The organism is Exiguobacterium sp. RIT341 (assembly GCF_000632205.1).
Taxonomy (GTDB): Bacteria; Bacillota; Bacilli; order Exiguobacteriales; family Exiguobacteriaceae; genus Exiguobacterium_A.
In genome coordinates this window covers 1,081,593-1,103,264 of sequence record NZ_JFYW01000001.1, presented here as the reverse complement: position 1 = coordinate 1,103,264, position 21,672 = coordinate 1,081,593, and the positions used below count along the sequence as shown (strand labels likewise).

Annotated in this window: 24 protein-coding genes; 11 read left to right on the top strand and 13 right to left on the bottom strand. The window is 47.4% G+C overall.

Going from position 1 to position 21,672, the window contains the following annotated elements:
- Window positions 1–40: 40 nt before the first annotated feature.
- The 3 genes from BW42_RS05810 (at window position 41) to BW42_RS05800 (ending at window position 2,271) form a co-directional block, all read left to right on the top strand.
- The gene (locus BW42_RS05810; protein WP_035408422.1) at window positions 41–1,087 is read left to right on the top strand and encodes a DUF871 domain-containing protein; all 1,047 of its coding nucleotides are present in this window, start codon (window positions 41–43) and stop codon (window positions 1,085–1,087) included.
- The gene (locus BW42_RS05805; protein ID WP_035408421.1) at window positions 1,084–1,611 is read left to right on the top strand and encodes a hypothetical protein; all 528 of its coding nucleotides are present in this window, start codon (window positions 1,084–1,086) and stop codon (window positions 1,609–1,611) included. Before BW42_RS05810 ends, BW42_RS05805 begins: the two co-directional genes overlap by 4 nt.
- Before the next feature lie 102 nt (window positions 1,612–1,713).
- Complete coding sequence (locus BW42_RS05800) at window positions 1,714–2,271, top strand: DUF1349 domain-containing protein (RefSeq protein WP_035408419.1); 558 nt, start codon at window positions 1,714–1,716, stop codon at window positions 2,269–2,271.
- Between the two features lie 71 nt (window positions 2,272–2,342).
- On the opposite strand, the gene BW42_RS05795 is transcribed toward BW42_RS05800, so the two are convergent.
- The 6 genes from BW42_RS05795 to BW42_RS05770 form a co-directional block, all read right to left on the bottom strand.
- A complete protein-coding gene (locus BW42_RS05795; protein WP_035408417.1) occupies window positions 2,343–3,449 on the bottom strand; it encodes a citrate synthase/methylcitrate synthase in 1,107 nt (368 codons plus the stop codon).
- A 492-nt stretch (window positions 3,450–3,941) separates the two neighbouring features.
- The gene (locus BW42_RS05790) at window positions 3,942–4,637 is read right to left on the bottom strand and encodes an FAD-dependent oxidoreductase (protein WP_035408415.1); all 696 of its coding nucleotides are present in this window, start codon (window positions 4,635–4,637) and stop codon (window positions 3,942–3,944) included.
- Window positions 4,638–4,665: 28 nt separating this feature from the next.
- Window positions 4,666–5,418 (bottom strand): ABC transporter ATP-binding protein, encoded by a 753-nt coding sequence (locus tag BW42_RS05785; RefSeq protein WP_035408413.1) that lies wholly within the window; start codon window positions 5,416–5,418, stop codon window positions 4,666–4,668.
- A complete protein-coding gene (locus tag BW42_RS05780) occupies window positions 5,415–6,479 on the bottom strand; it encodes an iron chelate uptake ABC transporter family permease subunit (protein ID WP_035408411.1) in 1,065 nt (354 codons plus the stop codon). The genes BW42_RS05785 and BW42_RS05780 overlap by 4 nt, the downstream gene beginning before the upstream one ends.
- Window positions 6,476–7,471 carry an ABC transporter permease gene (locus tag BW42_RS05775; RefSeq protein WP_035409660.1) on the bottom strand — a complete coding sequence of 332 codons (996 nt, stop codon included), beginning with the start codon at window positions 7,469–7,471 and terminating at the stop codon, window positions 6,476–6,478. Before BW42_RS05775 ends, BW42_RS05780 begins: the two co-directional genes overlap by 4 nt.
- A 20-nt stretch (window positions 7,472–7,491) precedes the next feature.
- Window positions 7,492–8,484: a siderophore ABC transporter substrate-binding protein gene (locus BW42_RS05770; protein WP_035408410.1), complete on the bottom strand. Its 993-nt coding sequence runs from the start codon at window positions 8,482–8,484 to the stop codon at window positions 7,492–7,494.
- 382 nt (window positions 8,485–8,866) lie between these two features.
- On the opposite strand from BW42_RS05770, the gene BW42_RS05765 reads away from it, so the two are divergent.
- A complete protein-coding gene (locus BW42_RS05765; RefSeq protein WP_035408408.1) occupies window positions 8,867–9,823 on the top strand; it encodes a sensor domain-containing diguanylate cyclase in 957 nt (318 codons plus the stop codon).
- 55 nt (window positions 9,824–9,878) lie between these two features.
- Here BW42_RS05765 and BW42_RS05760 read toward each other — a convergent pair whose 3' ends face one another.
- Window positions 9,879–10,436, bottom strand: a complete 558-nt coding sequence (locus BW42_RS05760; protein ID WP_035408407.1) for a hypothetical protein — start codon at window positions 10,434–10,436, stop codon at window positions 9,879–9,881.
- A gap of 253 nt (window positions 10,437–10,689) precedes the next feature.
- On the opposite strand from BW42_RS05760, the gene nikA reads away from it, so the two are divergent.
- Genes nikA through BW42_RS05735 form a run of 5 tightly spaced genes read left to right on the top strand, consistent with a single transcriptional unit; the run spans window position 10,690 to window position 15,693 of the window.
- Window positions 10,690–12,300: a nickel ABC transporter substrate-binding protein gene (gene nikA / locus BW42_RS05755; protein ID WP_035408405.1), complete on the top strand. Its 1,611-nt coding sequence runs from the start codon at window positions 10,690–10,692 to the stop codon at window positions 12,298–12,300.
- Between the two features lie 12 nt (window positions 12,301–12,312).
- Window positions 12,313–13,254 (top strand): nickel ABC transporter permease, encoded by a 942-nt coding sequence (gene nikB / locus BW42_RS05750; protein WP_035408402.1) that lies wholly within the window; start codon window positions 12,313–12,315, stop codon window positions 13,252–13,254.
- On the top strand, window positions 13,251–14,096 hold the full coding sequence (gene nikC, locus BW42_RS05745; protein ID WP_081780379.1) for a nickel ABC transporter permease subunit NikC: 846 nt from the start codon (window positions 13,251–13,253) through the stop codon (window positions 14,094–14,096). Before nikB ends, nikC begins: the two co-directional genes overlap by 4 nt.
- Window positions 14,093–14,899 carry an ABC transporter ATP-binding protein gene (locus BW42_RS05740; RefSeq protein WP_035408401.1) on the top strand — a complete coding sequence of 269 codons (807 nt, stop codon included), beginning with the start codon at window positions 14,093–14,095 and terminating at the stop codon, window positions 14,897–14,899. Before nikC ends, BW42_RS05740 begins: the two co-directional genes overlap by 4 nt.
- Window positions 14,896–15,693: an ABC transporter ATP-binding protein gene (locus BW42_RS05735; RefSeq protein ID WP_035408398.1), complete on the top strand. Its 798-nt coding sequence runs from the start codon at window positions 14,896–14,898 to the stop codon at window positions 15,691–15,693. Before BW42_RS05740 ends, BW42_RS05735 begins: the two co-directional genes overlap by 4 nt.
- A gap of 46 nt (window positions 15,694–15,739) precedes the next feature.
- On the opposite strand, the gene BW42_RS05730 is transcribed toward BW42_RS05735, so the two are convergent.
- The 3 genes from BW42_RS05730 to BW42_RS05720 are packed head-to-tail and all read right to left on the bottom strand — an operon-like array spanning window position 15,740 to window position 17,615.
- The gene (locus BW42_RS05730) at window positions 15,740–16,510 is read right to left on the bottom strand and encodes an ABC transporter permease (protein WP_035408395.1); all 771 of its coding nucleotides are present in this window, start codon (window positions 16,508–16,510) and stop codon (window positions 15,740–15,742) included.
- Window positions 16,507–17,391, bottom strand: a complete 885-nt coding sequence (locus BW42_RS05725) for an ABC transporter ATP-binding protein (RefSeq protein WP_035408394.1) — start codon at window positions 17,389–17,391, stop codon at window positions 16,507–16,509. The genes BW42_RS05730 and BW42_RS05725 overlap by 4 nt, the downstream gene beginning before the upstream one ends.
- Window positions 17,388–17,615, bottom strand: a complete 228-nt coding sequence (locus BW42_RS05720; protein ID WP_035408392.1) for a PLD nuclease N-terminal domain-containing protein — start codon at window positions 17,613–17,615, stop codon at window positions 17,388–17,390. Before BW42_RS05720 ends, BW42_RS05725 begins: the two co-directional genes overlap by 4 nt.
- Window positions 17,616–17,798: 183 nt before the next feature.
- Here BW42_RS05720 and BW42_RS05715 point away from each other — a divergent pair, with 183 nt between their 5' ends.
- Window positions 17,799–18,149, top strand: a complete 351-nt coding sequence (locus tag BW42_RS05715; protein WP_035408390.1) for a hypothetical protein — start codon at window positions 17,799–17,801, stop codon at window positions 18,147–18,149.
- A 232-nt stretch (window positions 18,150–18,381) separates the two neighbouring features.
- Here BW42_RS05715 and BW42_RS05710 read toward each other — a convergent pair whose 3' ends face one another.
- Both BW42_RS05710 and BW42_RS05705 read right to left on the bottom strand, forming a co-directional pair.
- Entirely contained in the window at window positions 18,382–19,464 is a 1,083-nt protein-coding gene (locus BW42_RS05710) for a hypothetical protein (RefSeq protein WP_035409655.1), read from the bottom strand.
- Window positions 19,465–19,540: 76 nt separating this feature from the next.
- Entirely contained in the window at window positions 19,541–20,059 is a 519-nt protein-coding gene (locus BW42_RS05705) for a hypothetical protein (RefSeq protein WP_035408389.1), read from the bottom strand.
- Between the two features lie 150 nt (window positions 20,060–20,209).
- Here BW42_RS05705 and BW42_RS05700 point away from each other — a divergent pair, with 150 nt between their 5' ends.
- Window positions 20,210–20,458, top strand: coding sequence for a hypothetical protein (locus tag BW42_RS05700; protein WP_035408387.1), 249 nt, complete (start codon window positions 20,210–20,212; stop codon window positions 20,456–20,458).
- Window positions 20,459–20,513: 55 nt separating this feature from the next.
- Here BW42_RS05700 and solA read toward each other — a convergent pair whose 3' ends face one another.
- Window positions 20,514–21,656 (bottom strand): N-methyl-L-tryptophan oxidase, encoded by a 1,143-nt coding sequence (gene solA / locus BW42_RS05695; RefSeq protein WP_035408385.1) that lies wholly within the window; start codon window positions 21,654–21,656, stop codon window positions 20,514–20,516.
- Window positions 21,657–21,672: the final 16 nt, after the last annotated feature.

The following is a 21,672-nucleotide window of genomic DNA, read 5'->3' as shown; positions in this document are numbered from 1 at the left end:
GCTGCTTTTTCCCTAAGTAGAGAAGTGAAGGAGTGAGTCGATGAAAGGATTATCGATCTATTTAAATGAACCGATCACGGATGAGACGAATGAGTGGTTGCAGCGGATGCGCACCGTCGGCTTTACGTCGCTCTTTACATCGCTTCATATCCCTGAGGATGATTCCTCACTGTACGTCGAACGCTTGCAAGCGCTCGGTCGTGTAGCAAAGACACTCGGGTATGAGCTCGTAGCGGACATCGCACCGGCGTCACTTGCGACGCTCGGCAAGACGTGGGAGACGGCAGCGACGCTAACGGACTGGGGTGTCACCGGACTGCGGCTTGATTACGGCATCAGTCCGCAACAAATCGCGACATTATCGAACCAGATGATGGTCGCACTCAATGCCAGTACCTTAACGGCAGACGAATTAACTGAGATGAAGGCACATGGTCTGCAACTCGAACGTACGGAAGCGTGGCATAACTTTTATCCGCGACCGGAAACCGGACTCGACCGGACGTGGTTTGACGAAAAAAATGCCTGGTTGCAGGCGCAAGGATTACGCGTCCAAGCATTCATACCGGGCGACGGAACACTTCGTGGACCGTTATTCGAGACGTTACCGACACTTGAAGACCATCGGGGAGTGGCACCGTTCGCAAGTTATCTGGACTTAATAGCGACTGTCGACCGAATCCTTGTCGGCGATCCACGGTTGACGGAAGCGACGATTCGGCAATTTGAAGCAGAGCAAGACGGAGTCATCGTACTTCGGGCATTCGCGAACGGACGACAAGAACAACGGGATACGGAAACGAATCGATTTGATCCGGCGCGGGATGTCATTCGATCCGTTGAATCGCGCATGAGTCCGTCGACGATTGATCTAACACCGCAAGATCCGTCTGCCCGCCCGCTTGGCACAATCACGATTGATAATGAACGCTACGGGCGATACGCCGGTGAGATGCAAATCACGAAGTGCGATCTTTCGGCAGATGAACGGATTAATGTCCTTGGACGCGTGATTGCAGAAGATCGTCCTTTGATTGCGTTACTTGGTCCAGGAAGTAAGTTCCGTATCGAATGGTTGGCGCCATGAGACAAATCGTTGCCGAGCGCTTCGTCTATCTATACCGAGGTGAATTGTTCACGGTCATCACGATTTTACCGCTGAGTTGGTTTGGCAATCGTGTCTTTCCGCAACTTCAATTATTTGAACTCAGTGCATTTTGGATGTCACTGTTTTTGTTCGAACTGTTGTTGATTCAGGGGGCTTGGTATTGGTATAGCAAGTGGAGACGTCTGAAGAAAGAAGGAACGTCGAATACCCCGAAACTGGTCGTCCGACGATTACGCCACTGTCGTGTCATCAATATTATTCTAATCGTTCTGACGACATGCACGTTCGGAATCGATTGGATGCGTTTTCAATCTGAGCTTCCGGTGTATGGATTACGAATCACCTTGTTTTTATATATTTTTGCGATTTTTGAATATATCAATTATTTCCATATCCAACTGATGTACGATAACCGGTCAGATGTGCAATACTTAATACGGAATCGACGTTTGAAACGATCAGCATTGAATAAGGATATGCAACGACTTCGTAAAGTAGTCTAAGGGTTCATAGAAAATAGGAGGGATTGTATGCTCGATATGCTCATTCGTGGCTATCGAAAGTTAAGGAAGTTAAGAGGGCGTTAAGAGGGAGGATACTAATCGATGAAGTGGATCAATCGACCGACACGTATCGAACAGGAGACACCGTTACGCTTCATGACGGATTCGGATACGGATTTTTGGCGCAACACACATTATCAGTTTAATCGTCAGACGGGGCATGCGTTGTTGCAGGATGCTCCAAATGGAGAATTCAAATGCCGGATTGAAGTGAAATTAAAACCGAATGCTACATATGATCAAGCGGGGATTTTGCTATATGTGAACGATGACCACTGGGTGAAAGTCTCGGCTGAGTTCATTCCGGATGGTCCATCTCATCTGGGTGCCGTCGTGACGAGCTTTGGGTACTCGGACTGGTCGTGTCGGGATGTCGACAATACACTATTTGATGCGCCGCTCGTCTTTGAACTTCATTATCTCAATCAAGACGTCACGTTGTATCACGTGACGGGAGAGTACAAAGAGCAACTCCGGATCGCACACTTACATGACGTGACCGATTTGAAGATCGGACCGTACGCCTGTAGCCCGGATGTAGAAGCGGCAGGATGTGAAGTAGAAGTATTGAATTTCACGTTAGAGAAAGTCGTTGAATAAAACATAAAAAAAGTGGGGCGATGCTATACATCGCTCCACTTTTTTTAAGAAATTGTTAAAAAGAAGGCGGATTAAAACTTAGCCGCTTTTTCTGGCATCGGACCCGTATACAACGATTGTGGTCTAAAGATTCGGTTGTCTCCTGCTTGTTCAAGGATGTGTGCCGTCCAACCGATGATGCGGCTAGATGTGAACGTCGGTGTGAACAGTTCTTTCGGAATATCGAGCCCTTTTAAGACGGCTGCTGCAAAGAACTCGACGTTCGTATAGAGTTTTCTGCCCGGTTTGTACTCTTCGAGTAAATCAATTGCTGTTTGCTCCATTTGTGTAATCAGATTGAACCAATCGCTTTCTTGCGCGAGATCTTTTGAGACGACTTTTAAAGCTTCTGAACGCGGATCACGTGTTTTATAGACGCGGTGACCAAAGCCCATCAGTTTTTCGCCTTTTTCTAATTTGTTCCGGATCCATGGTTCGATGTTGTCGATCGTTCCAATTTCATCAATCATCGCGATGACTTCTGAAGGGGCACCACCATGAAGTGGTCCTTTCATGGATCCGATCGCGGCACAGACGCCGGAAATCATTTCCGATTCCGTCGAGACGACGACACGAGAAGCGAACGTCGAAGCATTCATGCCGTGTTCGATTGTTAAGATCAGATACGCTGTCAGTGCTTTGATCTCAACGTCACTTGGTAAGTGTCCCTTGATCATATAGATATAATTCGCGACGTGATCAAGTTCCGGATTCGGTTCAATGAAGTCAGCGCCTTTATTTTTTTGATACTTATAGGCGATGATTGTTGGTAAGAGTGCCGTTAAGTGCATCGCTTGATCGATTGTTGGTGGCCAAGCGAAAGCGGGTGTACCAAGCGCAGAGATTGCCGTGCGCATCGTGCTCATGACATCCATCTCGTTCGGCAATGTATCGAGAATCGTCTTTACGTAAGAAGGAAGTTCACGATAGCTTGTCATCTGTTCCTTGAATGTCAAAAGTTCCGATTCAGTCGGGAATGCACCGTTCCAAATGAAATACGCCACTTCTTCGAATGAATAAGATAATGCGAGTTCCTTTGCCCAGTGTCCACGATAGATAAGATGACCTAATGTTCCATCGACTAAACCGATTTGTGTTTCAGCGGCAATGACGCCTTCGAGTCCTTTTTTGTATTCCATCTTCAACACTCCTTTTCTAATACCTACTGTCAGTATGACTTACAACGATATCAAATCACCAGTTATTTGAATGCGTTTACAAAATTATTCTTTGAAGCGCTATGATTAGAGTGCATTCTGTTTCAAGAAACAATCCAAATAGATAGTAGCTATGAAGGAGTACATATGAATAAAGCCAGATTATTCGCTTATTAGGATTTTTCTTTGTATTGAATGTCTTTTTAATGATCGATTTGTTCTTATCGATGAGCCGAACGATTCTTGAGCCACTAGCATTAGTCGTTGCTTCATTGACCATGCTCATTCCTATAAAACGGCTTCAGCCTTTAGAGGACGAAACGTTGTCGGTTTTCAAATCAAGTCTAGCTGTCCTAGTAGGGGTGCTCTTGATGGGCGTATTATTCTCACCTATCGTATTTATCTTCGGATAGGTGATCCTTTATCTATCAGAACAAAAAGAAGACCGGGACAGTGTGAATGTCCCGGTCTTCTTCATGCCAAAAACGTATCCAATTGGTCTTGGCGTTTATCAATCATAATCTGAGCCTTTGGAATGTTAGCACCTTGTAACACGTTAATCGTATCTCGGAGAAATTCATCACTACCAACGATGTAGAACAAACCTTCCTTGTCCGCTGTCATCGCTTTGATAGCATCGTAGTAAGTAGAGCGATTTTCGACATAAGCAGGGCTAAACTGCTCATGTGAAAGAAGCTGAGTCTTGAATAGTTCAGTTCGCGCAGAATCAACGTTCAACGAGTGCATGTGCGGAATGCCATTTTTGTCAGTCTGATATTGCAAGATGATTGGACGAAACGTTGCCAAACCAACGCCTGCTGAGAGTAAGTACACTGTACGACCTTCCCGACGCAGTGGAATATTCGAATGCGTCTTAAACAAAGCAATCTTCTCACCCATTTTTAGTTGCTGAAGTGTCTGCTTAAAGACGGAACATTCCGGTTTGATCCGTGTCGTGATCCCGATCGTTCCTTCATGAGGGAGCGTCGAGATCGACATATGCCGGATCAGACTGCGGTTCGGCTTTTCGCCTGCATTAAAACCTTCCAGTGCCATATGCGTGTGTGCGCCTTCCTCCCAAACGAAATCATCCGGGCGTTTCAAATGAAACGTGTAGGTGTGTTCGCCTTCTTGCGTTACTTGTTCTAGTGGTAGCCAATCGATCTGCATCGTTCATTCCTCTCTTCTATATAAAGTATCAATACACAGCAATTGGACCATACGGACCTTCGATGATCTCAAGCCGTGTCTCGAAAATCTCGGATAATAGCGCTTCATTCATGACTTCGGCGACTGTTCCGAAGGCAGCAATTTGTCCGTCCTTCATCGCACAGATGTGATCAGCGTATTTCGCAGCAAAATTGATATCGTGCAAGACGGTGATGATCGTCCGTCCAAACGTATCGGCGACGTGTCGCAGGTACCCCATCATCTGGACCGAACGGGCGATATCGAGATTATTGAGGGGTTCGTCGAGTAGAATGTATTCCGTTTCCTGGCAGAGTACCATCGCGACATAGGCCCGTTGTCGCTGTCCGCCCGATAATTCGTCGAGGTAGCGGTTCTCAAGCGACGTCAGCTCGAGAAAATCGATGTATTTCGAGATGATCGTTTCGTCGTCCGCTGTCAGGCGACCTTGTGAGTAGGGAAAACGTCCGAAGCCGACGAGCTGCCGGACTGTCAGCCGGGTCACGAAATGATTTTCCTGCCGCAGGATGGTGATGATCTTTGCTAAGTCTTTCGATTTGCTACTTGTCACGTCCATCCCGGCGACTTCGATCTGTCCGGCATCGAGATCAAGCAAACGGCCGATCATCATCAACGTCGTCGACTTGCCAGCGCCGTTTGGACCAATCAAAGCCGTGAAACCGCCTTTTGGAATCGTTAAGTCGATTGGACCGATTCTGACATCGTCTGTATACGATTTTTTAACTTGTTCGAGTGATATCATAGGGACCTCTTTCTAAGCAACACGATAAGGAAAATCAGCCCGCCAAACAGTTCGATGATGACGGAGACGACGCTTGGCGTGTTGAAAATGTGATACATGAAGAAATAGGCAGTCGTTAAAACGAAGAAGCCGATTGCGAATGCCATCGGGAAAACATATTTATGATCGTATGTCGCAGCGACTTGATAACTGAGCGTCGCCACTAAGAAACCAAAGAACGTCAATGGTCCGATCAGAGCCGTCGACATCGACATCAGGAGTGAAATCAAAATCAAGAAGTAGATGACACTGCCGCGATGATTGACACCGAACGATGTCGCGACCTCTTTTCCGAGTGCGACGACGTTGAGTCGTCCGGACGAAAAGTAGAGCAATAGACCAACGACGAGGACGACCGGAATGACGATCGGGAAGTAAGCTGCGTCGGCATTCGTGACCGAACCGAACAGGCGCGCTTGTAAGATATCGAACTCGGACGGCGCGAGCATCTTTCGCATGAATGACGACAGCGAGTTGAGACCAGTACCGAGAATGATTCCGACGAGTAACATCAATTGCAAGTTCGCGTACTTACCAGACAATAACCATCCGTATAACAAGAGGCTCATCGCGAGCATGATCGCGACCTGTGTCAAAAAGGCGCTCGTGCCGGTAAAGCCAACGAGTGCTCCCGCACCGAAGAAAAAGATCATCGATGTCTGGATCGTTGAGTAAAGGGCATCAAAACCAAGCAGGGACGGTGTGATGATCCGGTTGCTCGTGATCGAATGAAAGGCGACGGTCGCGAGACTTTGGCAAATTGCTGCAATCGCCATCGTGATGACTGCCGTGATCCGGCGTTCGACGACCGGCCAAAAGGACGGAGAATCAACCGGGACCGGATTATTGTAGAGCAAGAGACCAATCGTACTGAACACTCCGCCGCTAAGGAACAGGATGAGGAGAATCCAGTAGCGGCGCTCGAGTCGTTTCGACTGAAAGGCAGACGCCCGGCGATTGGTTTCACGTGTAACGCTCGGTTGATTTCTTGTATGTTCTTGTTGTCTAATCGCGGTACTCATCTGACACCTCCAGTCTTCCGCCGACGTAACAGAATGATGATGAAGACTGCTGCTCCGACCGTTCCGAGAATCAAGGAGACCGGCAGTTCAAACGGGCGGATGATCGTGCGTGAAATCAGATCACTAATTAGAATCGTTGCCATGCCAATCAGACAGACCCACGGCAAATTACTACGAAGATCGTCACCGCGAAACATCGAGACGATGTTCGGAACGATCAAGCCGAGGAAGGGCAAATTGCCAATGACAGTCGCGACGACACCGACGGATAGGGCAATTAGTCCGGTCGCAATCAGCATCAGCCGGTTGTAGTTGACACCGAGACTCGTCGCAATGTCTTCGCCAAGCCCAACGAGCGTCAAGCGACTCGCAAGGAAGAAGATACAGACCGTGACTCCGATGATAATCCAGAGATACTCGTAGCGACCGATCTGAACGGACGCGAACGAACCGACGAACCAGCCTTCGATTGCCTGACTGGCACGGAAGAACAAGCCGAGGAACGTCGAAATCGCAGAGATGACGGCTCCGAGCATCAGACCGATGATTGGGACGATTAATGATGACCGCAGTCGGACCGAACGGAGAAACCAGAAGAAGACCATCGTCCCGATGAATGCAAAAAGAATAGCACCGGTCATCCGCATCATTAGCGACGGTGCCGGAATGAGTAAGTAGACGGCTAACAGTCCGAGTCCTGCCCATTCGATCGTTCCTGTCGTCGTTGGTTCAACGAGCCGGTTTTGCGTGATCAGTTGCATGACAAGTCCTGCCATCGCCATCGCAGCACCGGTCAGCATCAAGGCGAGCGTCCGCGGAACGCGCGTGATCCAGAACATATCGAAATCGTTCGCGGCACTCCGTAGTTCGTAGACGCCCGTGAAGAGGGACGCCGTAGCGAGCGCTAAGACGAGACATAAGGTCAAGACGAACGGCTTCGTCCAAACGACAGAAAAGGAAGGTCGAGCGGGTGGCTCAACTCTTCCATTCATTTGTTGCTGTGCATGTGCCATTACTTCTTGAGCGCTTTCGCGATGTCAGTGAAGAATTCCGAGTACGTCTGAATCGATTCATTTAAGTACGTATCTTTTGGTGCATAGACGATGTTGTCGTCTTTGATTGCTTTCGTTTTTTGCAGAGCAGGCGCACGGTCGATGACATCTTGCGCCGGTACGGCACCTTCTGCGTTTCCGAGTGGCGCGTCACGGTCAAGGACGAGTAGCCAGTCCGGGTTACTTTGAGCGATCGCTTCGACCGAGACTTCATCACCTTGATCGTTCCCTGATTTTTGTTTAACTTCGAGCGCTGGTTTCCAGTCGAACAAATCATACATCGGTCCGAAGACACGTCCACTCATCGGCGCTGAGAATCCAATATCGCCACCCGAGACGATGACCGACATGACGCTGTCCTGTCCGTTATACGATTTTTTGACTTCTTTGATCGATTGCTCGAGCGTCGTCACGAGCTGATCCGCTTCTTGTTTTTTATCGAAGATCTGTCCGAGTGTCTCAGTCGTATCTTCAAGTCCTTTGACGAGTAACTCACCTGGCGTACCAGAGTTTTCCGGTAATGCGATGTCAAGATCGATGACAGCGGCGTTTGGAACGAGTTTTTTGATGTCTTCATAATGATCAGCGAAACGCTGCCCGACGATGACGACGTCCGGATTGACACCAGCGATCGCTTCGAGGTTCGGTTCGAAGTGCATGCCGACATCGACGATATCCTTATCTTTTGCATAAGGTGACTCAGCCGGGAGCAGTCCGACTGGTGCTGCAACAAGTTCGACGTCCCATGCGGCAAGCGTCTCAAATGTCCGGTTATCGAGTGCGACGACTTTCTTCGGATCAACCGGAACGTTGACCGTTCCATGTGCGTCTTTGATTTTGATCGTCTTTGGTGCCTCGGCGTCCTTCTTCGTGTCTGCTTCTCCTGCGTTCCCGCATGCTGCGAGTAAAACAGCAAGCGAACTCACGACGAGTGGTGTTTTCCATTTCCCCATGATGACTCAGCTCCTCATATTTGATTTGATAACACATAAATCACGGATTGAGCAGCAGATGGATTATGTATGTCTACGTGATTAATCTGTTCTCAATAAGTGATAATGATTATCATTGTCATGTTCACTGAGAATCATAGCAAACGAATTCGGAAGACGCAACGCCATTTTCCAAGGAATTACCTGGAATGGTTTTTTACTTCTATAAACTATACAAAAATAAAAAAATGATAATCCTTCTCATTTGGATATAGAAATAGGACCATCGGACGCTTTTGAGCAACAGAGGTTTAGACGACTTCAAAAAGAGAAAGTGGTAATATATGTATCAAATTTTCAAATCAGAGACACCGCAGAAGACGACTTTGGAATGAGGTGCTGTATGAATCAACCATTTGAAGAATTGAAGATGTATCAAAATTTTGATGAGCTCGCAGATGATGTACTCGATTTCGCAAAAGAAATTTTACCGGATCAGATGTTGTACTTATCAGCAATCGAAGCAGGACAACAACGGATGTTAAAGATTGCAAACGATAAAGCAGATATTCCGATGGTAGAAGGCATGCAGATTGAATTGAACCAATCATTATGTAAACTGGTTGATTTCGAGACGAAACAGCCGGTCGTCCTCGAAGATATTCCGAACGCGGAACAACTCGGCGACTGGCGAAAAGGCTTGGAGGAGGCTCACGTCCGGTCCTACTTAGGGATTCCGATCGTCTTGACGAGCGGAGAGACGTTCGGCACATTATGTGCGATCAATAATCGGGTCAGCTTGTATGAACAGAAGAATGTTCAGCTATTGCAACGGATCGTCCGACTCTTCTTGTACTATCTGGAGCTTGAGCGTCATGCTTGGAAGGATGCGTTGACAGGACTGTATAATCGGCGCTACTTAACGAAGCAGTTCGAGGATTATCCCGGACAGACAGGAGCGGTGTTCTTCCTTGATCTCGATGGCTTTAAGCAAGTCAACGACGTCTTTGGACACGAGACGGGGGACATTGTTTTGCAAGAGGTCGCGCAACGTCTGCGACAGTTCGTGCGCGAACAAGACGATGCGATGGCCGTGCGCCTAGGAGGCGATGAGTTCATCCTCCATTTCGGTCATGCTGATTCAAGGGAAGGGTGGGAGCGACTCGCGAAGCGGATCGTCACTTCGTTAAGTGAGTGGGAAACAGACTACCGAGTGTCAACAAGTATCGGGATTGTGATATATGACACCGAATTTCGTCCAGAGTTAAAAGTCTTGCTACAGCAGGCAGATGTCGCGCTATATGCCGCTAAGTCGTCAGGAAAGAATACGTATCAGTTTTATGAGATGGCGAAGAAATGACGAAATATTAAAAGACCTGACGCTTCTGAGTCTTCACAGAAACGATCAGGTCTTTTTAATTGCTATGTAGGCGATGGACGATCCGAATGATGTCTTTTTTCAGACGGTCAGGAAACCTGAGACACAACGTCTCGACACACTTCACAGGATCCTCATCTTCTAACAAGCACATGGCTTCTTGGACGATTGGATCATGTTGTGCGTTGTCTTCAGAAGACGAAGCAGTCGAATCTCCCGATCGATGAATCAGGTAAAACAATACCGTATGTACAGACACAAGTACGATTTTCGTCGCGAGAGAAATCGTGATGGACTCAATGTAGAGATCCATCCAAAGCAAGACACTTAAACTTACCCAAAAATTCACTACGGCAAAGAGTACGTTCGAGATAGGGCGCTTAAAAAGTCCACCGAACGCACGCATCGTTCCGTCGAAGATGACGCTAACAAGTAGACTCGCGAGATAGAAACATAAGAGAAACACAAGGCAACCAACGAACGAGTCGTAGGAAACATCTCCGACGGATAAAATCAGCCCATCGATCATTAGCAAAGGAAGCACCAAGAGGAGAGCGAGAAACACAAGCGAGACGGAGGAAACCAGTCGTGACATAACATCATCCTTTCAATACGAATCGTCTTGTTGCACAAGAGAAATATCCTACAGATTAGGATACCGTTTAACGTATTTGATTACAATTATTTACAAAAAAGAGACGTGCTCAGAACGTTCTCTGTTAATTGTGGAAACCCTGTCAAAAAGCGCTTAAAGTCCAGTCAACATCTAGATTATTCATTGACAATCCTTATCTTTCCCTCTTACAATTGAAAATGATTATCAATACAAGTTGGGGGATCTGCTTACCATGAACGTTAACCGTAAAAAATTACTGATTTCTACCGTCTCGATCCTGTCTTTGACATCATTATTGATCGGCTGCTCGAACCCGGGCGAGTCGACAGGAGAGCGAAAAGATAAAGATACATTGACGCTCGCGTGGCCACGCGACGTTGGAACGATGAACCCACACGTCTATAACCCATCACAACTGTTTGCACAGTCGATGATCTATGAGCCACTCGTCCACTACGGCGAAGGTGGAAAGCTTGAGCCATACTTAGCCTCATCTTGGAAGATTTCTGAAGACGGAAAAACGTATACGTTCACGCTCCGTGACGGCGTCAAGTTCTCAGACGGTTCGACGTTCGACGCAGCCATCGTCAAAAAGAATTTTGATGCGATCCTTAAACAAAAAGCCTTACATAGCTGGCTTGGGTTCATTACGAAAATCGAGAAGACGGAAGCGGTTGATGCGAAGACATTCCGTCTGACATTATCCGAAGCCTATTACCCGACGATTCAGGAACTCGCGGTCGTCCGTCCGGTGCGTTTCCTCGGAGAGGCTGGATTCCCGGAGAACGGCGATACATCGAAAGGTGTCAAAAAGGAAGTCGGGACAGGTCCATGGATGCTCGACGAGTACAAACCTGATCAGTACGCGACGTTTAAGGTCAACAAGAACTACTGGGGACCGAAGCCGAACGTCGATCACATCAAAGTCGACATCATCCCGGATGCGGAGACACGCGTCTTAGCACTCGAAAAAGGACAGGTTGATCTGATTTACGGGGAAGGGGCGATCAGCATCGATGCCTTCAACCAGTTGAAGACGGATAAGTCGTACAAAACGCAGATGTCTGAACCAGTCGCGACGCGTCTCCTCGTCTTGAACACGAAAAATAAACGTCTGTCTGACGAACGCGTCCGCCAGGCGTTACAGCACGGGTTCGATAAAGCCGCCCTCGTCGAAGGAATCACGTCAGGACTAGAATCCCCAGCTGACTACTTGTTGCCACCGAACATGCCGTACACGTCGAACCTGAAAGTGAAGCAACGGGAATATGACGTCAAGGAAGCGAATCGTCTTCTTGACGAAGCAGGCTGGAAACTGCCGAAAGGTGAGAAGGTTCGCGTCAAGGACGGTCAACCATTGCAAATCGGGATGATGTATGACGCAGCAGAACAGGTCCAAAAGGCGATGGCCGAGACACTTCAGTCGGAATGGTCAAAAATTGGTGTCGAGCTGAAGACAGAAGCCGTCGAACTACCGGATCAAGTCCAGCGCTTCAAGGATAACCGGTTTGATATCAACTTCTACAGTAACTTCGGTGCACCGTATGATCCGCATACGTTCGTGAACTTGATTGATACAGATGGCTTCGGCTTCAAGGAAGCGATTTCGGCTTATCCGAATAAAGAAAAACTCTTACAAGAGATCAAAGATGTCTTGAAGACGACGGACGAAACAAAGCGTCAGAAGATGTACGCTGACATTCTGCCATCGCTCCAAGATCAAGGTGCGTTAATTCCAATCTCGTACTTGAAGAAGATGGCGATCTATCAATCGGACGTGACGAACTTCCAGTTCCCAGCGAACCGAGACGAGAGTCCATTCGCGCGTATCGGAATCAAGTAAAGGAGGGATGACATGGGGGTCTTCCTCGTCAAACGTATATTATCCGTCATCCCGATCTTGTTACTTGCTGTCTTGATTCTGACCGGGTTGATTCATTTGTCACCGGTTGATCCGGCACAGGCCTATCTATCTGCTGCCCATATCCAGCCGACGGATGAACTGCTCGCGGCAAAACGAGCAGAATTCGGGCTCGATCAACCGTTCTACAAACAATATATTGATGCCGTCATCCGCTTGGCGCAGCTCGATTTCGGAACATCGTATCTATCGGGTAAACCGGTCCTTGAAGATGTCTTGTTACGCTTACCACCAACGGTCGAACTGGCTTTGACGAGTCTGTTGCTGGCGCTTGTCATCAGTATTCCACTCGGGTTCCTTGCCGGCATTAAGAAAAATGGCTTCTTTGACCATCTGAGTCGGGGAATCGCCTTCATCGGGGCTTCGATTCCGTCGTTTTGGCTCGGGTATCTGTTCATCTTCTTCTTTGCCGTAAAGCTGGATTGGTTTCCAGTCGGCGGGACAGGAAGTGTGATGCACTTGATTTTACCGGCATTGACACTCGCGTTTCCGTTGATTGCCCTTTATACACGCTTGCTGCGCGGAAGTGTGATTGAAGCATTGAATGAACCGTATGTCTTGTTTGCCCGGACGCGTGGATTAAAGGAAGGACGGATTCTTGGCAAACACGTCCTTCGGATGGCGATTCCGCCAATGATCACCGGTCTTGGGATGAACCTCGGGAAGTTGCTGACGGGAACGATCATCGTCGAGACCGTTTTCTCGTGGCCCGGCTTCGGTCGTTACTTCATTGAAGCAATCTTTGATCGGGATATGCCGGTCATCCAAGGCTACGTCTTTCTCGCGGCACTCGTCTTCATCGGCAGCAGTTTGCTCGTCGACATCATTCAAGCCGTGCTCGATCCACGCCTAGCGAAAAAAGGAGGGACGGTATGAATACTCCACTTCCAGCAACGATGATCCGGTCGCGGTATACGCCGCTTCTTTATCTCTGTGCCTTCGTCTTAATCGGGATGGCAGGCATTGCGTTGTTCGCACCGTGGATTGCGCCACATGATCCGAACCTCGTCGACCTGACGCAAAAGCTCCATGGACCTTCGTCAGCCTATCCGCTCGGAACCGACCAGCTCGGACGCTGTCTCTTATCGCGCTTGATTTACGGCGCACGGATTTCACTCGGCTGTGCCGTGTTGATTTTCGTCGCCTCACTTGCGATCGGACTGTTCGTCGGAACACTTGCCGGCTATCGTGGCGGTTGGGTCGATCAACTCTTAATGCGTCTGTGCGACGGCGTAATGGCGTTTCCGAGTCTGATACTCGTCCTCGGTCTCGTCGGTATCTTTGGTCCGGGTCTCAAGCAGGTCATCATCGCCTTGATGCTCGTCCAGTGGGTTTATTACGCGCGGATGTTCCGCGGAATGGTCATGACGTTGAAGACGGAAGCGTTCATCGCGGCTGCTCGCGTCAACGGTTCATCTTCATGGAAGATCATCCGGACGCACATCCTGCCGAACATCTTACCGCCGCTACTCGTCATCGGGACGCTTGAGATGGGCTGGGCGATCATGGATATCTCGGCGATGTCGTTCCTTGGGCTTGGTGTCCAGTCACCGACAGCCGAGTGGGGCGCGATGATTCATGAAGGAAAATCGTACATCCGGACGAATCCGGAGTTGATGATTTATCCAGGACTCGCGATCATGTTCGTCATCATTAGCTTTAATCTAGTAGGAGAACAGTTAGCAGAACGATTCGGTGTTTCGAAAACGATGAAATGAGAGGAGGTGCCCGTATCGAACCGATCTTAGCTGTCGACGGTCTGACCGTCCGTACGAAACAACAGATGACATTGATTGAAAAAGTAACGTTCTCGATTCAACCAGGCCAAATCCTCGGTCTCGTCGGAGAAAGTGGTTGCGGGAAGACAGTGACGAGTCTTGCGTTGATGCGTCTGCTTAATCCGCAAACAACAGACGTGACCGGTGATATCCGACTAAACGGAAAATCAATCTTTTCCTTATCGGAACGCGCTGTTCGGTCGATTCGGGGTGATGAGATTGCGTTCATCATGCAAAATCCGATGAGTGCCTTCACACCGGTCTACTCGATCGGGCACCAGATGATCGAGACCATTCAGACCCATTCACGTTGTTCAAAGCGTGAAGCGAAACAGCAAGCGATGACGGCACTTGAAGAAGTTAATCTAACAGATGCCGCCCGGTTGCTCAAAGCTTATCCGTTCGAGCTGAGTGGCGGGATGTTGCAACGGATCATGATCGCTTTAGCCGTCGCCCTTCGCCCGAGCGTCCTGATTGCCGACGAACCAACGACCGCACTCGACGTCTTCAATCAAAAGACGGTTCTTGAGTTACTTGAACGGATGCGGGCGACCTACGGAACGGCGATGTTACTCATCTCGCACGATCTTGGTGTGATCGCTGAACTTGCAGACGAAGTCCTCGTCATGCAACAAGGACGGATCGTCGAACAGGCGGATGTCTTTGAATTGTTTGATCGACCGCAGCATCCGTATACGCAGTCACTTCTCGCACAGCATATCGGAAGGGAGGCGCTCGGATGAGTCTACTGCAAATTGATCAAGTCTCGCATGTCTACAAGCGCCGGTTTCAACCAGCAAAGACTGTCTTACACGAAGTCTCATTGACGCTTGAAGCCGGACGCTGTCTCGGGTTGCTTGGGTCGAGCGGTGCCGGGAAAAGTACGCTCGGACGACTATTGCTTGGACTCGAACGTCCCTCGAGTGGTACGATTTGGTTTAACGGTGTCGATCGTTACGCGACAAAACGTCCGTTTCAAGGTGACGTCCAAGTCGTCTTTCAGGACTCGTTTGCTGCCGTCAATCCGAAACTGACAGCGGCTGATATCATTGCGGAACCGCTTGATAACTTCATTCGTTTAAAGGGAGATGCGCGGCAACGACGCTTGATGACGTTAATCGAACAAGTCGGGCTCAAGGCGACGGATTTGACGAAATATCCGGCGCAGTTCAGTGGCGGGCAACTCCAACGAATCGCGATTGCGCGAGCGATTGCTGCTGAACCACGTCTGATTGTGTTAGACGAAGCAGTCAGTAGCCTCGACATGGTCAACAAACGATTGATTCTTGCATTGTTAGCTGACTTGAAGCGACTACACGGTCTAACATATGTCTTCATCACCCATGACATTAAAGCTGCCGAGCAACTCTGTGACAGCTTTGCAATTTTGGAGCAGGGACGCCTTGTCGGTCATTACCCGAGTCTAGCGGCGTTCGATGCTGCAACGGATCCTGCCGTTGAACGGATGCGTCAAGCGAAGCTTGCCATGCACCCAAGACAACGAACGATTCGAAAGACACAACCAAACAAAGGATAACGGACTGCTGAACGCCTCCGTTATCCTTTTTTATTGTAGAGCCGGATCAGTAAGCCGTTTTTCGGAACCGAAGTGCCGACCAGCCGAGTGTGAGGACAATCCAAACGATACAAGAAATGACACCGAACAGATGGGACGAAGAAAAAAACGATGTGTTCGATGGAACTGACAGAAGCGCACCAGGCATGAAAAATAGAACGTCTGGCTTTAGAGAAGGAAGTACAACAAGAAGCAAGGAGACGACGAGCGATAGGATGCCAATCGGTACAGCGCGTTGCAAGAAGGTGCTGATCAGTAATGTCAGACTAACGACGAACAACGTCCAAAGACTAAAATCGAGGATGATGCGTAGCGCAAGCATCGGCGAAAGGAATCCGAACCAATAGACGGTCAGACAATAGGACGTGAGTGCCCCGATTAGAATTCCGAATAAACTGATCATACCGTGACTGAACCATTTCGATAGCAGATAGACATTCCGAGAAACGGGACGCGTTAAAATGAAATCCTGCATGCCGGTTTGGCGATCTGACGCTAACAGTCCCATGAAGCTCATGATCAGAACGATCAAGCCAAGCTGATTGAACTGTCCATGAATCGTTGCGCTGAAGACGTCAAGTGATTGCGGAGCAGGACGATTCGGGTCAACGATGATGCCATCCGCGTTTCCGACGTGTGCGAGCAAGACATCCATATACATCAACAGCAATGGTTGCGTCACGCCGAGAGCAATGAAAAACAGCGGTAACCAGACGATTTTCCATTCTTTCCACGCTTCCAACCACTCGGTCAGCGTCAGCGTATAAAACGTCCTCATACGTCCGCCACCATGTCGAGGAACCGTTCCTCGAGTCCAATCGGTTGATAGGCGATCGAAGCAATCGACCATCCCTGTTGAATCAAGGTGGTCGCTAACTCTGAAAGGTCAAGTGGCTGCTGTGCGGAGAACTGATAGCAGTTTGGGTTGATTCGATTAATCTCGACTCGTGGAAATAGCGTCGCAGAAAACGATAGGACAGGTGTAAGCGTCTCGACTTGAATCCGGTATGGATCAACGTTGCGTTGATTGTCGAGCGGACCAAGCAATTTTCCATGTTTGATGACGAGGAAGCGGTCGCAACACGTTTTCGCATCTTCTAAGAGGTGTGTCGAGACGATGATCGTCATCCGTTTCTTTAAACGGAGGATCAACTGATTGATATCATGCCGACCACTCAGATCAAGGGCGGAAGCTGGTTCATCGAGAATCAGAAATGTCGGTTCATGTAAAATCGCTTGGGCGATCCCGAGACGTTGGCGCATCCCGCCGGACAAGCGTTCGATGACTTCTGCTTGTTGAGCGTGGAGTCCAACTTCATGTAGAACGTCCGGAATCCGCTTATTTAACTTTGCACGATCAAGCCCCGACAAGTGACCGAAAAAACGCAGTGACTGTTCGCACGTCATCCAAGGTTTAAAGTCGGTCTGTTGGGATAAATAGCCGATCGATTGCTGCTGTTGCCGGATGGGGCGGGAAGACATCGTGATGGAACCACGATCACTCTCGATCATGCCGCTTAGACATTTCAGGAGTGTCGTCTTTCCGGCACCATTTGGACCAATCAGTCCGAGACATTCATGTTCGTGAATCGTAAAGGAAATATCGTCTAGAATGAGACGTCGTTGAAGTGAAAGCTGGAGATTGGAAATCTGAATCATGCTGTCATTCTCCTTCCGAGGACGAAGTAGAGAATCGAGCCAATCGGCTGGACGAGGAGAATGATCAATAACCAAGTAGTCGGTGTCGCGATCCGGTCCTTCCGTCTAAACCAATCGATACAGGCGCAGCTGAGTAGAATCAGATTGATGGAGAGGTAAATCAATAATAGGGGCAGAAGTCGTTCCCAGTCGATTTGTGATAAGGCAGAGAAATCTGTATTCATAAAAACCCTCCTTTTCTATTACCATTATCAATAATGAAAATAGAAAAGTCAATGACCGATGCGAATTACCGTTTGTTTTCAATCCATTACAGCTATGATAAACTTCTCTTATCAAAATTTACCAAATGACACATAGATTGATTAGTTTGAATGAAAGACGAATTATAATTTATAGGAGGTCATATGCAGATTTATCAATTCAAAAAAGAAGTTGGTAAAAAAATTTCGAAATTCGATTCGAACTTTGTGATGTCACGGATCATGCAGACGGAAAAAGTGACGCACATCGGATGTATTCATTTAGAAAAGGATGGTGTAGTCGGTTATCACCAGGCTGTCGTACCGCAACTTCTATTAATTGTAGAGGGTGAATGTTGGGTAAGAGGGGAAACGGATGACTACATAAACGTTCAGAGTGGGGAAGCCGTGTTTTGGAGTCAAGGAGAATGGCACGAAACGAAGACAGATACGGGTTTAACGGCGATTGTAATCGAAAGTGAAGAACTCGATACATCATCTCTCGTTTCCGTTTAACAAAACCTAGCATGATACATAAAGAGGCTGACTCAAAAAAAGAATGATTCGCTTTCTCACGCCCTTTCCTCAGGCGAGACACAAGCCAGTTTTCCTGCTTCATCCAAGCAGGAAAGCGGGTCTTGTTTGTCTCTGACAGCGCAATAATGCGCTTTTCCTGTAGGAGTTGCGTGTAAAGCATCATTCTTTTTATCTTTGTAGAGACTACAGTTTGAGTCAGCATCTACTCTTATTACGTACACCATTTTTCTAATTCTTCGAGGCATAGATGCAAGCGAGCAGTTATCATTTCTCGATTCCCCATCTGTTGCGTTGTTTTATGATTGAGATGAGGTTGCTGTAAGCTTTCATAGTGTTCATACGCTTCTTGCAATATCCATAATGTATATTCATCCAGTAATCGTCGAATTTGAGTGGTGCGTTCGTCTCCAACCACGTTAAAGAAGTATCCACTTATAAATCCATCAGCGATTTCTTTTAACACATTACTTTTTTCTTGATACGCTTGATTTATGTATCTTGGTGCATTCGAAAAGGCTGGTAACAGAAATTTGTAACAAAAAACAAAGTAAGCCGTATGTTTCAAATCAAAATCCAATCTTGGAAACGGATCAATGATTGCAATCTGCTCATTGTTTAAGATTAAATTTTCTGGGGTTACATCTTGATTCACGAGAGAGATATTTTGAATTTGAGTTCGTCTATTTTTAATTAAAGCATGAATATGTTTATCGACTTTTTCTTTATCAAAGCGAAGGCTAGAATGAATGAGTGTACTTAAAGCGGTTAAGACATGGTCATTTTCTTCCTGCCATAATGTATCACTGTTTCTTAAATCGCTACCTTGTAGAGTTTCTGCCTGCCAGCGCAGTTCTCCGAAACCTTTAATGGATGTTTTATGGTTATGTATATTGTGATAAATTTGTCCTAATTTCGTACCGTAAGAATGGGCTTTATTCTGATTGAGTAACAATAAATCTGTTCCACGACCCATGAAAGTCTCTACTGTGAATACTGTGTCATCTTCAATAAAATACTCATAAAAGTCAGGACAGACATGTTGGCCACTTGTATTGGCGTGTAAATAGTAAGCTTTTGTTGACTCATACTCTGTAGTTAACTCTTGTTCATCAATCTGTTGTAATTCGCCATAAGCCTTATTTTTTTTCATTCGAATTACAAGGTCTTGATCATCTACTCTCTTTAATTGATATACAGTATGCCAAGCTCCTTCACCAATCTTAAGAATCTGCTCTGCTTTTATGTTCAACGTGTCCATTACAATTGCATCAAGATCTTCTTTGATGTGTTTCATGGGGTCCATGTTCTCTCCCTCGTAATATGGTCTCGTTTCATTTTGATAAAAACACCCTCCTTAAAACAGAGAATAGTTATGGTAAGATGACGAGTGAGACGGTCCGTTCTTTTGCCTGGTCTTCCATCTCCAAGTGATGATATTTTTCGAGCAATGTCCGCATGTCCTGTTGGAAATCATTGAAGGTTTCATCCGTCAGCTGCAGTTTAACAATCGAGAACGTCGAGTGGTCCTGACCTTCCGTTTGAACGGTCTGTTCGAAGTATGTTTGGTACTGCTGTAAAACATACATGAAGTAGAACGAGACGAAATTCACTTTTTCGTCGTACGTCGCACTGTTCCAGTCTGCTTCGCTGATTTGATAACCGCTTGTGTTTAAAGCATATATTTTCTCCTCGACTTTTCCGACACGATGGACGGCGACGACTTTCAACAACTGATCGTCCATCATCGCATTGACTTGCCGGTATAAGGTCGACTGCGGTACATCCGTTAAGCGTTGATTCAATTGCATGATTGATAAACCATCTTCGAGATCAATCAATTCGAGTGCAATTTTAAAACGGACATGGTTTTTAAATAGATTAAAGTTCATGATGCATCTAACTCCTTCATCGATGAGATTCTGAAACTATCATATCATGCTACTAATGGTATTCTTAAAAATGATAATGTAAAAAGAAAGGAAATTTCAATTAAATCGAGAATAGTCTACAATGACACTAATTGGAAAAGGAGCGTTCCTATGAAAGATCCTAACTATCGATACGGTACATATGCACTTATCACAAGCTTTTTCTTATTTTTCATTGTTCAGATATTCCGAGCATATGTGGAATTATCACCGGAATTTGCTGGCGAAGCACTGGAAGAATATCATTTGATGTACTTTCCAATCATCGCATTAGTCGTTGGAGTTGTCTTATTTATCAACGGCTGGTGGAAATCGACGGAAGCACAACATAAAGCCTTGTCGAATTCAGAGCAAAAATAACGTATGCAAGTTAAAAAGACCGTCAACGAAATTCTCGTTGACGGTCTTTTTAGGTTTATTCACTGACTTTCGTAAATCGCTCAATCGAAAATGGTGCAATCGGTTCAGGAGTCGATTTTTCGATGACTAGTTCACTAAGGACTTTTCCGACTAAGCTGCTGAACTTGAATCCGTGACCGGAAAAGCCGGCGGCAATCGCGATGTGCGGATAGTCCGGGTGCAGATCGATGATGAAGTCCTCATCTGGTGTCATCGTATAAAGACATGCTTTACCATGAGATAAGGTATCGATCGAGGGGATGAATGTGTTCGTGAACTGTCGTAAATCTGCCAGATCACCGGCTTCTTGACCAAATGGACGGCGTGGATGATTCGGATCAACCGAGATACCACCATCGTGCCGTCCGATTTTCAGACCGGCTTGAGCGATGCTTGGAAAACCGTAATAATAACCGGCGGGTGTATCAAAGGCAAAAGCAGGGAACGCCGCATCGTTAAATACTTCTTCCGCTGCTTCAAACCAGGCAAACGTCTTTCGGACCGGGCGAAGCGGTAAGGAGAGTCCGGTCTGTTCGATCAACGGACCAGACCAAGCCCCGGCTGCGACGATCAACGCGTCAGCTGAATAGATGTCTGATCCAATCGTCACGTCAACACCAGTGGCATGAGCAGTAAGCGTCGTCACTGTTGCATTCGTCCGGATGTCGACACCGTTCGCGACAGCAAGATCGCGATACGCTTCAATACAATCCTCGCACTTCAATACACCAGACGTCGGTTCAAAACAACCGATATAATCGTCGGGCATCGTTAAGCCGGACCAGCGGGTTCTAACTTCCTCAGCCGTCAGGACCTCGAGCGGCAAATCGTATTGCGCTGCACTCCTGATGATCGTCTGCATCGAACGGGACGAACGTTGACCGGCATTCAAGACTCCGGTGTTTAGGAACAAGCTCCGACCACTGACCTGTTCTAACTCGTACCATAAGCGTTGCGCAGTTAACGCGAGCGGTACGTAAGCTTCCCCTTCACCATAGGCATGGCGGATGATCCGTGTCTCCCCATGATGACTTGCTTGATCATGCGGCGGATTGTGGGCGTCTAGTAGTAAGATTTTTTGATTGGTTCGTGAAAGATAGTAACCGGCAGCCATTCCCATGGATCCGGCACCGACGATGATGACATCATATTGGGACATGTGGTTCGACTCCTTC

Excerpts from the sequence above, each read along its gene's own strand:
- nikB (WP_035408402.1), top strand. The coding sequence starts at position 12,313 with ATGGGGGTCTTCCTCGTCAAACGTATATTATCCGTCATCCCGATCTTG.
- BW42_RS05780 (WP_035408411.1), bottom strand. The coding sequence starts at position 6,479 with ATGAGTACCGCGATTAGACAACAAGAACATACAAGAAATCAACCGAGC.
- nikA (WP_035408405.1), top strand. The coding sequence starts at position 10,690 with ATGAACGTTAACCGTAAAAAATTACTGATTTCTACCGTCTCGATCCTG.
- BW42_RS05785 (WP_035408413.1), bottom strand. The coding sequence starts at position 5,418 with ATGATATCACTCGAACAAGTTAAAAAATCGTATACAGACGATGTCAGA.
- BW42_RS05705 (WP_035408389.1), bottom strand. The coding sequence starts at position 20,059 with ATGAACTTTAATCTATTTAAAAACCATGTCCGTTTTAAAATTGCACTC.
- BW42_RS05740 (WP_035408401.1), top strand. The coding sequence starts at position 14,093 with ATGAGAGGAGGTGCCCGTATCGAACCGATCTTAGCTGTCGACGGTCTG.
- BW42_RS05795 (WP_035408417.1), bottom strand. The coding sequence starts at position 3,449 with ATGGAATACAAAAAAGGACTCGAAGGCGTCATTGCCGCTGAAACACAA.
- BW42_RS05760 (WP_035408407.1), bottom strand. The coding sequence starts at position 10,436 with ATGTCACGACTGGTTTCCTCCGTCTCGCTTGTGTTTCTCGCTCTCCTC.
- BW42_RS05720 (WP_035408392.1), bottom strand. The coding sequence starts at position 17,615 with ATGAATACAGATTTCTCTGCCTTATCACAAATCGACTGGGAACGACTT.
- BW42_RS05800 (WP_035408419.1), top strand. The coding sequence starts at position 1,714 with ATGAAGTGGATCAATCGACCGACACGTATCGAACAGGAGACACCGTTA.
- BW42_RS05700 (WP_035408387.1), top strand. The coding sequence starts at position 20,210 with ATGAAAGATCCTAACTATCGATACGGTACATATGCACTTATCACAAGC.
- solA (WP_035408385.1), bottom strand. The coding sequence starts at position 21,656 with ATGTCCCAATATGATGTCATCATCGTCGGTGCCGGATCCATGGGAATG.
- BW42_RS05725 (WP_035408394.1), bottom strand. The coding sequence starts at position 17,391 with ATGATTCAGATTTCCAATCTCCAGCTTTCACTTCAACGACGTCTCATT.
- BW42_RS05735 (WP_035408398.1), top strand. The coding sequence starts at position 14,896 with ATGAGTCTACTGCAAATTGATCAAGTCTCGCATGTCTACAAGCGCCGG.
- BW42_RS05810 (WP_035408422.1), top strand. The coding sequence starts at position 41 with ATGAAAGGATTATCGATCTATTTAAATGAACCGATCACGGATGAGACG.
- BW42_RS05710 (WP_035409655.1), bottom strand. The coding sequence starts at position 19,464 with ATGAAACACATCAAAGAAGATCTTGATGCAATTGTAATGGACACGTTG.
- BW42_RS05775 (WP_035409660.1), bottom strand. The coding sequence starts at position 7,471 with ATGAATGGAAGAGTTGAGCCACCCGCTCGACCTTCCTTTTCTGTCGTT.
- BW42_RS05715 (WP_035408390.1), top strand. The coding sequence starts at position 17,799 with ATGCAGATTTATCAATTCAAAAAAGAAGTTGGTAAAAAAATTTCGAAA.
- BW42_RS05770 (WP_035408410.1), bottom strand. The coding sequence starts at position 8,484 with ATGGGGAAATGGAAAACACCACTCGTCGTGAGTTCGCTTGCTGTTTTA.
- BW42_RS05790 (WP_035408415.1), bottom strand. The coding sequence starts at position 4,637 with ATGCAGATCGATTGGCTACCACTAGAACAAGTAACGCAAGAAGGCGAA.
- nikC (WP_081780379.1), top strand. The coding sequence starts at position 13,251 with ATGAATACTCCACTTCCAGCAACGATGATCCGGTCGCGGTATACGCCG.
- BW42_RS05805 (WP_035408421.1), top strand. The coding sequence starts at position 1,084 with ATGAGACAAATCGTTGCCGAGCGCTTCGTCTATCTATACCGAGGTGAA.
- BW42_RS05730 (WP_035408395.1), bottom strand. The coding sequence starts at position 16,510 with ATGAGGACGTTTTATACGCTGACGCTGACCGAGTGGTTGGAAGCGTGG.
- BW42_RS05765 (WP_035408408.1), top strand. The coding sequence starts at position 8,867 with ATGAATCAACCATTTGAAGAATTGAAGATGTATCAAAATTTTGATGAG.